General features: G+C 59.7%; 8 protein-coding genes. 5 read left to right on the plus strand and 3 right to left on the minus strand.

Translation table 11 applies throughout. The annotated features are described in order from the left end of the window. Positions 1–200: 200 nt before the first annotated feature. On the minus strand, positions 201–3,095 hold the full coding sequence (locus MMG91_RS28565; protein WP_310661427.1) for a ribonucleoside-diphosphate reductase subunit alpha: 2,895 nt from the start codon (positions 3,093–3,095) through the stop codon (positions 201–203). A 739-nt stretch (positions 3,096–3,834) separates the two neighbouring features. On the opposite strand from MMG91_RS28565, the gene MMG91_RS28570 reads away from it, so the two are divergent. Continuing rightward, positions 3,835–4,557 (plus strand): response regulator, encoded by a 723-nt coding sequence (locus MMG91_RS28570; RefSeq protein WP_095051649.1) that lies wholly within the window; start codon positions 3,835–3,837, stop codon positions 4,555–4,557. Further along, positions 4,554–6,164 (plus strand): ATP-binding protein, encoded by a 1,611-nt coding sequence (locus tag MMG91_RS28575; RefSeq protein ID WP_123360307.1) that lies wholly within the window; start codon positions 4,554–4,556, stop codon positions 6,162–6,164. Before MMG91_RS28570 ends, MMG91_RS28575 begins: the two co-directional genes overlap by 4 nt. A gap of 52 nt (positions 6,165–6,216) precedes the next feature. On the opposite strand, the gene MMG91_RS28580 is transcribed toward MMG91_RS28575, so the two are convergent. Both MMG91_RS28580 and MMG91_RS28585 read right to left on the minus strand, forming a co-directional pair. Continuing rightward, positions 6,217–6,942, minus strand: coding sequence for a 4'-phosphopantetheinyl transferase superfamily protein (locus MMG91_RS28580; protein WP_310661428.1), 726 nt, complete (start codon positions 6,940–6,942; stop codon positions 6,217–6,219). A 163-nt stretch (positions 6,943–7,105) separates the two neighbouring features. Next, complete coding sequence (locus MMG91_RS28585; protein ID WP_310661429.1) at positions 7,106–7,897, minus strand: dienelactone hydrolase family protein; 792 nt, start codon at positions 7,895–7,897, stop codon at positions 7,106–7,108. 147 nt (positions 7,898–8,044) lie between these two features. Between MMG91_RS28585 and MMG91_RS28590 the strand changes: the two genes are divergently transcribed. From MMG91_RS28590 to MMG91_RS28600, 3 genes are all read left to right on the plus strand, one after another. Further along, positions 8,045–8,647: a hypothetical protein gene (locus tag MMG91_RS28590; protein WP_305448668.1), complete on the plus strand. Its 603-nt coding sequence runs from the start codon at positions 8,045–8,047 to the stop codon at positions 8,645–8,647. Between the two features lie 142 nt (positions 8,648–8,789). Next, the gene (locus MMG91_RS28595; RefSeq protein WP_305448669.1) at positions 8,790–9,467 is read left to right on the plus strand and encodes a response regulator; all 678 of its coding nucleotides are present in this window, start codon (positions 8,790–8,792) and stop codon (positions 9,465–9,467) included. Beyond that, complete coding sequence (locus MMG91_RS28600; RefSeq protein ID WP_310661430.1) at positions 9,464–10,810, plus strand: ATP-binding protein; 1,347 nt, start codon at positions 9,464–9,466, stop codon at positions 10,808–10,810. The genes MMG91_RS28595 and MMG91_RS28600 overlap by 4 nt, the downstream gene beginning before the upstream one ends. The last annotated feature ends 797 nt before the right edge of the window (positions 10,811–11,607 follow it).

Genomic DNA, 11,607 nt, shown 5'->3' on the forward strand with positions numbered 1-11,607 from the left:
ATCAGTATTGCAAAAATGGGGGTGACCATAGATTTTTATGGTCGGGATTTGTCTCGGGTGACGAATTTTGCGTTGTCAGTGATGGACTCTTCGCGGGCACAGTCCCCACTTTCCTTGAGGCAAAAGAAAACCCCCGACCAATCCAGAGGACTGATCGGGGGTTATCGAGGTAAGCGCCTTTCAGCGCTCACCCGCTTAGCTTATTGGCAAGCTTCGCAATCCGGCTCGTCAATCGCGCAAGCCTTTGGCACTGGTGCCGGGCCTGCTGGAGCTGCCAGAACCGAATCGTCACCGTGGTTGCCGCCGCTGGAAACAGCGTTCAGCTTACCGGTGTTGATGGTCGACTTCTCGGTGCTGGTCGCGGCCAGGGCACGGAGGTAGTAAGTGGTTTTCAGACCACGGTACCAGGCCATGCGGTAGGTCACGTCCAGCTTCTTGCCCGATGCGCCGGCGATGTACAGGTTCAGCGATTGAGCCTGGTCGATCCATTTCTGACGACGACTTGCCGCGTCAACGATCCACTTGGTGTCCACTTCGAAGGCGGTCGCGTAGAGCTCTTTGAGTTCTTGCGGGATGCGCTCGATCTGCTGCACCGAACCGTCGTAGTACTTCAGGTCGTTGATCATGACCGAGTCCCACAGGCCGCGAGCCTTCAGGTCGCGAACCAGGTACGGGTTGATCACGGTGAATTCGCCCGACAGGTTCGATTTCACGTAGAGGTTCTGGTAGGTCGGTTCGATCGACTGCGAGACGCCAGTGATGTTGGCGATGGTCGCGGTCGGTGCGATGGCCATGATGTTGGAGTTACGAATGCCTTTCTGTACACGGGCGCGAACCGGTGCCCAGTCCAGGGATTCGTTCAGGTCAACGTCGATGTACTGCTGGCCACGCTGCTCGATCAGGATCTGTTGCGAATCCAGTGGCAGGATGCCTTTGGACCACAGCGAACCCTGGAACGTCTCGTAGGCGCCGCGCTCGTCGGCCAGGTCGCAGGAAGCCTGGATCGCGTAGTAGCTGACCGCTTCCATCGACTTGTCGGCGAACTCGACGGCCGCATCGGAACCGTAAGGAATGTGCTGCAGGTACAAAGCGTCCTGGAAGCCCATGATGCCCAGACCGACCGGACGGTGCTTGAAGTTGGAGTTCTTCGCTTGCGGCACCGAGTAGTAGTTGATGTCGATCACGTTATCGAGCATGCGCACGGCGGTGTTCACGGTGCGTTGCAGCTTGGCGGTGTCCAGCTTGCCGTCGACGATGTGGTTCGGCAGGTTGATCGAGCCCAGGTTGCAAACGGCGATCTCGTCCTTGTTGGTGTTCAAGGTGATCTCGGTGCACAGGTTCGAGCTGTGGACCACGCCCACGTGCTGCTGCGGGCTGCGCAGGTTGCACGGGTCTTTGAAGGTCAGCCATGGGTGGCCGGTTTCAAACAGCATGGACAACATTTTGCGCCACAGGTCTTTAGCCTGGATGGTCTTGAACAGCTTGACCTTGCCCGGGTACTCGGTCAGAGCTTCGTAGTACTCGTAACGCTCTTCGAAGGCCTTGCCGGTCAGGTCGTGCAGGTCCGGTACTTCGGACGGCGAGAACAGGGTCCACTTGCCGTCATCGAAGACGCGCTTCATGAACAGGTCAGGGATCCAGTTGGCGGTGTTCATGTCGTGGGTACGACGACGATCATCACCGGTGTTCTTGCGCAGTTCGATGAACTCTTCGATGTCCATGTGCCAGGTTTCCAGGTAGGCACAGACAGCGCCTTTGCGCTTGCCACCCTGGTTGACGGCGACGGCAGTGTCGTTCACCACTTTCAGGAACGGAACAACGCCCTGGGATTTGCCGTTGGTGCCCTTGATGTACGAACCCAAGGCACGAACAGGTGTCCAGTCGTTGCCCAGGCCGCCTGCGAATTTCGACAACATGGCGTTGTCGTGGATCGCGTGGTAGATGCCCGACAGGTCATCCGGCACGGTGGTCAGATAGCAGCTCGACAGCTGTGGACGCAGGGTGCCGGCGTTGAACAAGGTCGGGGTCGAGGACATGTAGTCGAAGGACGACAACAGGTTGTAGAACTCGATCGCACGGTCTTCTTTGTTCTTCTCTTCGATTGCCAGGCCCATGGCCACGCGCATGAAGAAAATCTGCGGCAGTTCGAAGCGGATACCGTCCTTGTGGATGAAGTAACGGTCGTACAGGGTTTGCAGGCCCAGGTACGTGAACTGCTGATCGCGCTCGTGGTTGATTGCCTTGCCGAGTTTTTCCAGGTCGAAAGTCGCCAGAACCGGGTTCAGCAATTCGAATTCGATACCTTTGGCGATGTATGCAGGCAGCGCCTTGGCGTACAGGTCGACCATTTCGTGGTGGGTCGCGCTCTCGGCGACGCCCAGGAAGTTCAGGCCTTCGGCACGCAGGGTGTCCATCAGCAGGCGGGCGGTCACGAACGAGTAGTTCGGCTCACGCTCGACCAGGGTACGGGCGGTCATCACCAGGGCGGTGTTGACGTCGGTCAGGGCCACGCCGTCGTACAGGTTCTTCAGGGTTTCGCGCTGGATCAGGTCACCGTCGACTTCTTCCAGGCCTTCGCATGCTTCAGTGACGATGGTGTTCAGGCGACCCATGTCCAGAGGTGCGAGGCTGCCATCGGCGCGGGTAATGCGGATCGACGGGTGAGCCAGTACCGCTTCCTCGGCAGGGGTGCGTACAGCGCGTTCCTTGGCACGGGAGTCACGGTAGATCACGTAGTCGCGGGCAACTTTCTGCTCGCCGGCACGCATCAGGGCCAGTTCGACCTGGTCCTGGATTTCTTCGATGTGGATGGTGCCACCCGATGGCATGCGACGCTTGAAGGTCGCGGTGACTTGTTCAGTCAGGCGGGCAACGGTGTCGTGGATGCGCGACGAAGCGGCAGCGGTGCCGCCTTCAACTGCGAGAAACGCTTTGGTGATGGCGACGGTGATTTTGTCATCGGTGTAAGGAACGACAGTCCCGTTACGCTTGATCACGCGCAGCTGGCCAGGCGCGGTGGCGGACAGATCCGAATTCGAATCAGCGGCCTGCGGCAAGGTGCCCTGCGGGTTCTCGCGAGTTGTGTCGGTTTGCATGGGGGGTTGTCTCCACATTCTCTATGTTTGTTTGGGCACCATCACGGTGCCCACCGTTCTGTCCTGAAGCACTACAACCGGCGGGGGCCGGGCATACCAACTTCGGGACAGATCAGGAAGGGGGCTATTGGGCGCCGCTTCCATGCCGAAGTCTTTGGTGTCACGCCTTGGGCCTGAAACCGAATTCCGTTTTGGGTGGCAGTAAATGACTGCAACACCCGTACCGTTATCGCCGTTTCGGGCTTAAAAACAGTAGCCATCCGCACGCGCGGTTTGGTCTTTCGAAAATACGTTTGGTTCAACCGGAAAGAGGCAATAAAAGCGCTTGAAATCGGTGTTCGGTTTGTGTTTGGTTTTTGGCATAAAACCCTACATGTAGGGTTTTTTTGGCGCCGAGGTACAAGATAATGCGTTTTTGAGGGTGTTGCAACGTACTACCTGTGGATAAACCTGTGCGTAAATTGTGTGTGAAAGGTGGAACAAGCGTGTAGGCCGCGACCTAGCTGGAGCGGACTGTTTTTCACTGATTTTCAGCGACTGAAAACAGTCATTCGGATTTTTAAGGGCGCGAACCCTATCACAAAAAACCGTTGTGTCCGAACGCATTTACCTGCTTGTGTTCCAGACGTGCGCCGTTTATACAATCGGCCAATGCAGATGCATTCTTATCCTCCCCAATCATTACAAAAAGACGGGCGGATCCTTCCCTTTAAAGTGATGTTGGCAAGCAGAGGTCACCGTGGAGCAAGAAGTCTGGCAGGTATTGATTGTCGAGGACGACCAGCGTCTGGCCGAACTGACTCGCGACTACCTCGAAGCCAATGGCCTGCGCGTGTCGATCGAGGGCAACGGCGCTCTCGCCGCGGCACGCATCATCAAGGAGAAACCGGACCTGGTGATCCTCGACCTGATGCTCCCGGGCGAAGATGGTTTGAGCATTTGCCGCAAGGTTCGCGACAAGTATGACGGCCCGATCCTGATGCTCACCGCGCGCACCGATGACACCGATCAAATCCTCGGCCTCGACCTCGGCGCTGATGACTACGTCTGCAAACCGGTTCGCCCACGTCTGCTGCTGGCGCGCATCCAGGCCTTGTTGCGGCGCAGTGAGACCCCTGAAACCGCTCCGGAAAAACAACGGCGTCTGCAGTTCGGCCCGTTGGTGGTGGACAACGCGTTGCGCGAGGCCTGGCTGCATGACAAAGGCATCGAGTTGACCAGCGCCGAGTTCGATTTGCTCTGGCTGCTGGTGGCCAACGCCGGGCGTATTTTGTCTCGCGAAGAAATTTTCACCGCGCTACGGGGTATCGGTTATGACGGCCAGGACCGTTCCATCGACGTGCGCATTTCGCGCATCCGCCCGAAGATCGGCGATGACCCGGAGCATCCGCGGCTGATCAAAACCATCCGCAGCAAAGGCTATCTGTTCGTTCCCGAAGCCTGCGCAGACTTGTCGCTGTGAACTCGATCTTCCTGCGCATTTATGGCGGCATGTGCGCGGCGCTGATTCTGGTGGCCGTGCTCGGCGTGCTGGCCTTGCACCTGCTTAATCAGGTGCGCAGCGAGCAGTACCGCGAGCGCCTGGCCCACGGCACGTTCTCGCTGATGGCCGATAACCTGCAACCGATGAACGAAACCGAGCGCCACCGGGCCTTGCTGGTATGGGAGCGCTTGCTCGGCATTCCGTTGGCGCTGAAGACATTCCCCCAGACCGACCTCGACCTGACCCAGCGCACCCGCGTGCTGCGCGGTCAGGCCCTGGTGGAGCAGACCGGCCCGCATGCGGCGAAGGTTTACCGCTTGGTCAGCGACAAGGAACAACTGGTGCTCACGGGGGAAGTCCAGCAGATCAGCGAGCAACTGGCGCGAGCGACCATTTACCTGTTGGCCGATGAACTGGTGCGCTACCCGGTGGCCGAGCAGCCCAAGCGTCTGGCGCAGTTAAAGGAAGAGAAGGGTTTCGGCTTCGATCTGCAATTGGTCACGATCGATCAGGCCGACATGGACGAAGACCAGAGCCGTCGCGTGTCCGAAGGCGACACGGTAATGGCGCTGGGCAAGGGCGGCGACTCGATCCGGGTGTTTGCCGGCATGGTCGGTACGCCGTGGGTACTGGAAATCGGCCCGCTGTATCAGATGAATCCTTACCCGCCCGAGTGGCTGGTGCTGATCGCGGCCCTTGGCCTGAGCCTGATCGGTTTGATTGTCTATCTGTTGGTGCGTCAGCTGGAGCGCCGTTTGCGCGGGCTGGAAGCCGCCGCCACGCGCATCGCCAAGGGCAGCCTGGAAACCCGCGTACCGGCACGCGGCGCAGACTCGGTGGGGCGCCTGGCCTCGGCGTTCAACGGCATGGCCGAGCACTTGCAGCAATTGTTGGCGATTCAGCGAGAACTGGTGCGTGCCGTGTCTCACGAGTTGCGCACGCCGGTGGCGCGCCTGCGTTTTGGCCTGGAGATGATCGGTTCGGCCACCACGCCTGAGGCGTTGGAGAAATACCGCGAAGGAATGGATCACGACATCGAGGACCTCGATCGGCTGGTCGACGAGATGCTCACTTATGCGCGGCTGGAGCAAGGTTCGCCGGCCCTGAACTTTCAGCGAATCGATCTGGATGCGCTGGTCAATCAGGTGATCGAAGAACTGGCGCCACTGCGCGCTGAAGTCACGGTGCAGCGCGGCTTATGCCTGTCGGCCGCCGATTGCGATGACGCCTGGGTCGAGGCCGAACCGCGTTACTTGCACCGGGCGTTGCAGAACCTGGTGAGCAACGCCATGCGCCACGCGCATTCCAGGGTGACCGTCAGCTATCAGGTCGGGCAGCAGCGCTGTCGGGTGGATGTCGAGGATGACGGGCCGGGTGTGCCGGAAACGGCGTGGGAAAAAATCTTCACCCCGTTCCTGCGCCTCGATGACAGCCGCACCCGGGCCTCGGGCGGGCATGGGTTAGGGTTATCGATCGTGCGGCGGATCATCCATTGGCATGACGGGCGGGCGTTGATCGGCAAGAGCAAAAGCCTGGGCGGGGCCTGTTTCAGTTTGAGCTGGCCGAGGAATCAGGAGCGGCGTTGAGATTGGGCTCATGACCTGTAGCAGCTGGCGAAGCCTGCTGCTACAGGGGGCTTCAAGCCTTGATACTGACCAGACTCAACAACTGCCCATCCATCACTGTAAATTGCGCATCCAGCTCAGTGCCGTTACGCCATTCACTGGACAGGTCAGTCAGCAATCTCAGTCGCACTTCGCCACCCTCGCTCCACTCCAGCACTTCGGCGTGTTCGAAATAGAAGCGCTTCTGCACGATCGGGTAGAGCGCCTTGAACAGGCTTTCCTTCACCGAAAACGTCAGCGTCACCAGCATTGCCAATTGATCGCCAGCCCCGGCAGCCATGCGCTGCATTTCAGGTCCGGTGAGAATTTCCCCGGCCAGGCGTTCGGCGCGCTCCGCGTCGAGCAGGTTTTCCAGGTCCATTCCCAAGCCACGCCAATGGGCCTTATTGGCGACAATCGCCGCAGCCCGGCCGGTGCTGTGGGTGATCGAACCGGTGATATGCGCCGGCCACACCGGGGCGCGGTCTTCGCCGATGGCCGGGATGAAACTCAGCCCTTCCAGTTGTTGCAACGCCGCCCGAGCGCAGACTCGCCCGGCGAGAAACTCGGCCTGGCGCTTGGCCACCGAGCGCTGGATGCTCGCGGGCGGCTCGATGGCGCTGCGCTGGAAATCATCGCTAGCCAGTTGCCTGGTATCGAAGTGGGTCCCCAACAAGACCGTATCGGGCAGCACAAACGGCAGCGGCCAATGGGCGTCGAGTGGGGTGCAGCAGGCGGGTAGGGCGAGGACGGGATTCATGACCGGCATTTTGCCGGGTTGCCTTGAGGCTGGGTAGTCCCAAGGTGATCGTTCCCACGCTCTGCGTGGGAACGCATCCAGTGACGCTCTGCGTCACACCGTCGAAGGGACGCGGAGCGTCCCGGGCTGCATTCCCACGGGGACCGTGGGAACGATCATTGTGTCAGCTAAATATCTTCTTCAAAAACGCCTGCATGTCCGCCCAAGACTTCTCATCTGCGGTCTTGCTGTAACCAATGTCCGGCCCGCCATGGTCGCCATGGCTCAGACGATCTGCCTCGGGATTGCTGAACCCATGCTTGGCGCCTTCGAGGGTGACGAACTTGTAGTCGGCTTTGGCCTTATCCATTTCCGCTTTGAATGCCGTCACGTTTTCCGCCGTGACCATGCTGTCCAGCGCACCATGCTCCACCAGAACTTTCGCCTTCACGCTGCCAGGCGTCGCGGGCGTATTGGTCACCAGCGCACCGTGGAAACTCACCACGCCTGCCAGCGGCACGCCTTGACGCGCCGCATCCAGCACCACCTTGCCGCCGAAGCAATAACCGATGGCCGCCAGTTTGTTCGGATCGGTTTGCGGCTGTTTCTTCAGCAAGTCGAGCCCGGCCTGAAACCGTGCACTGGCCGCTGCGCTGTCCTTCAATGCAGCTTGCATGAAGGCCATGGCGTCCTTGGCGTGTTCGGTGGTCTTGCCGTCGCCAAACATGTCGATCGCCAGCGCGCTGTAGCCCAGACCGGCCAGATCACGGGCGCGACGCTTGGCGTAGTCATTGAGGCCCCACCACTCATGCACCACCACCACGCCTGGGCGCGGGCCTTTGATGGCGTCGTCGTAGGCGTAATAGCCGATCAGCTTGGTGCCGTCGGCACTCTGGTAGGGAATTTCCTGGGTCTGGATCGCGGCCTGGCTGACCCCGCTCAGAGCCAGTAATACGAGGGCGAGGAACACACGCATGATCAAACCTCCTTATTAAGAGTAGTCAGAACAGCGTAGTCGATTTGATTCAGCTCAGGTTCAGAGTGCGTTCAGGGGCAGTACAGGGAGGGGGCAGTAACCTTGCCCCGTACCCAAAAAGCACATAGCGCATGAGGAAACTCCCCAATGACTACTTTTAAAAAACTGCTTCTGGCTTTCACCGTGATGGGCGCCAGTGTGGCGGCCCACGCCGATACCACCAATTTCGCCGGCCTGACCTTTGGCCAAACCAGCGACAAAGTTAAAAAATCCAACGCCCTGAACGACAACCTCAACCACCCGAACGCCGACGGTGTGATCGGCAAGGACAACACCTGGGGCGTGCGTCTGGGCCAGCAAGACAGCCAGGGCCGCTACTACGCCACTTACGACAATGTGTCGGGCTCGCACAATGGCATTAAACTGCGTCAGGAAAACCTGCTGGGCAGCTACGATCTGTTCTACCCGGTGGGTGGCAGCACCAAACTGTTCGGCGGTGCCACCGCCGGTTTGACCAAACTGACCCAGGATTCGCCAGGCTTCAGCCGCGACAGCGACATCGGTTACGCCATCGGTGGCCAGGTCGGTGTATTGCAGCAAGTGTCGCAAAACACCTCGGTCGAGCTGGGCTACCGTTACCTGCGCAGCAATGCCAGCACCGAGATGAGCGAGCGCGGCGGCAGCAAACAGGGTTCGCTGGACTTGACCAGCAGCGCCCAGACGTACCTGTCCGCCAACTACGCTTTCTAAAAAGCGTTTCGCTGCCAGTCGGTTAAGCCGCGGAACCTGTGGGAGCGGGCTTCGCGGCTTAACTGATGACTGGCATCGCCCTGTCAACCATCGAGTTGCGAAACTGTGCCTTTGGAGAGGTTGATTTGCCCAGGAGAGCGTTATGAAATTGCTGGTCGTCGAAGATGAAGCGCTGTTGCGCCATCACCTGCAAACCCGCCTGACGGATAGCGGCCACGTGGTCGAGTCTGTGGCCAACGCCGAGGAGGCGTTGTACCAGGCCGGGCAGTTCAACCATGACCTGGCGGTGATCGACCTCGGTCTGCCGGGCATGGGCGGGCTTGATCTGATTCGTCAATTGCGCTCCCGGGGCAAGACGTTTCCGATTCTGATCCTCACCGCGCGGGGCAACTGGCAGGACAAGGTTGAAGGCCTCGCCGCCGGTGCTGATGATTACGTGGTCAAGCCATTCCAGTTCGAAGAGCTCGACGCGCGCCTGAATGCCTTGCTGCGCCGCTCCAGCGGTTTCACCCAGTCGACCATCGTCGCCGGTCCCTTGCTGCTGGACCTCAACCGCAAACAGGCGTCCCTCGATGAACAACCGCTGGCGTTGACCGCGTACGAGTACCGGATCCTCGAGTACCTGATGCGCCATCACCAGCAAGTGGTGGCCAAGGACCGCTTGATGGAGCAGCTCTACCCGGATGACGACGAGCGCGATCCGAATGTGATCGAAGTGCTGGTCGGCCGCTTGCGCCGCAAACTCGAAGGCCCGGCCGGCTTCAAACCGATCGATACCGTGCGTGGCCTCGGCTACCTGTTTAATGAGCGCTGCACTTGATTCGTTCCCTTCGTGTCCGATTGATGCTCGCCGCCACGCTCCTGGCGGTGTTGTTCATGCTGGCGTTGCTGCCGGCGATGCAGGGCGCGTTCAGCCTGGCGTTGCAGGATTCCATCGAGCAGCGCCTGGCGTCGGACGTCACCACGCTGATCTCCGCTGCCCGGGTGGATAACAACCGCTTGCAGATGCCGACGCAGCTGCCCGATGAGCGCTTCAACCTCACCGACAGTCGATTGCTCGGCTACATCTACGACCGCGAAGGACATCTGGTGTGGCGCTCGAAAGCCACCCGCGAAGAAAAGATCAACTACAAGCCGCGTTACGACGGACGCGGCAACGAGTTCGCGCGCATCCGCGAGGCCGATGGTCAGGAGTTCTTCGTCTATGACGTCGAAGTCAAACTGCTCGGCGGCAAAAGCGCGGCGTTCAGCATCGTCGCTCTGCAACCGGTGCGCGAATACGAAATCACCCTCGAAGGCCTGCGGGAAAACCTCTATCTGGGCTTCGGTGCAGCCTTGCTGGTGTTGCTCGCCTTGCTGTGGATCGGCCTGACCTGGGGCTTGCAGGCATTGCGCCGGCTGAGCCAGGAGCTGGACCAGATCGAAAGCGGTACCCGGGAAAGCCTCAGCGAACAACACCCGCGTGAATTACTGCGCCTGACCAGCTCACTCAACCGTTTGCTGCACAGCGAGCGTGAACAGCGCAGCCGTTATCGCGACTCCCTCGACGACTTGGCTCACAGCCTGAAAACCCCACTGACGGTGTTGCAAGGGGTCAGCGAAGACATGGCGCAAAAGCCGCAAGAGCGCGAGCAAGCTTGGGTGTTGCAAACCCAGATCGAACGCATGAGCCAGCAGATCGGCTATCAGTTGCAACGCGCCAGCCTGCGCAAAAGCGGCCTGGTGCGCCACCAGGTGCGTCTGCGCCCGGTGTTGCAAAGCCTCTGCGACACGCTGGACAAGGTCTACCGCGACAAACGTGTGCGGGTCGCTTTCGATCTGCCGGATCAATGTTACGTGCCAATCGAGCAAGGCGCCTTGCTGGAAATGATGGGCAACCTGCTGGAAAACGCCTATCGCCTGTGCCTCGGCGAAGTGCGTATCAGCGTGCGCGAAACCCTCAGTGGCATTGAGCTCTGTGTCGAAGACGACGGCCCCGGCGTGCCACCGGATCAGCGTGCGCGGATTCTGCAGCGGGGCGAGCGGCTCGATCGCCAGCATCCGGGGCAGGGGATCGGGTTGGCGGTGGTCAAGGACATTATCGAGAGCTACAGCGCCAAGCTGACGCTGGGGGATTCCCCCATGGGCGGGGCGGCGTTCCGGATTCATTTTTCGGTGGTTTAATCCCTGTCACCGATCGTTCCCACGCTCTGCGTGGGAATGCAGCCCGGGACGCTCCGCGTCCCACCCTCTAAAGCCGAACGCGGAGCGTCCGTTGAGGCATTCCCACGCAGAGCGTGGGAACGATCAAATCAAAAGGCTCTGCGTCAGATCGTTAAACAAGCACTGTTTAAACGACACTTCCAGATACTCTCCCAGGCTACACATCCTTGCGCCGCTGCCTACGACTACGCCAGAATCCGCCGGCTAGTGCGCCTTGAGGCCGGCCTATATCGTTTCCGGGTCGCTGACCAATCAGCGATCGGGTTTAGCAGCCCGGGTCATCTCTAGACGTATAACGTTAACCGTTCATGTTATGGCGGCTTTGCGTGGGGCACTTCGGTGCGCCGGGTTCTAGAGTCCTGGTCTNTGAGGCCGGCCTATATCGTTTCCGGGTCGCTGACCAATCAGCGATCGGGTTTAGCAGCCCGGGTCATCTCTAGACGTATAACGTTAACCGTTCATGTTATGGCGGCTTTGCGTGGGGCACTTCGGTGCGCCGGGTTCTAGAGTCCTGGTCTGCTAACCCGCGTACAGCCGCCACCTCTTTTTCGTTTAGCAGCGATATGTGGCGGCTCCATAACTCTAGGAGCTTCATATGTTCAAACCAACACCCAACCCACCGGAAACCGATCCAACATCCCCCTACGAATCCCTCGATTCGAAAAAACTCAACGAAGCCGCCGACCGCGCCCTCGATTACTACCTCAATCCGCCCATCCCCAAAGACACCAAGCGCAAACCCAGCACCATTTACCACG

Source organism: Pseudomonas sp. JL3 (genome assembly GCF_031570575.1).
GTDB lineage: Bacteria > Pseudomonadota > Gammaproteobacteria > Pseudomonadales > Pseudomonadaceae > Aquipseudomonas > Aquipseudomonas cucumis.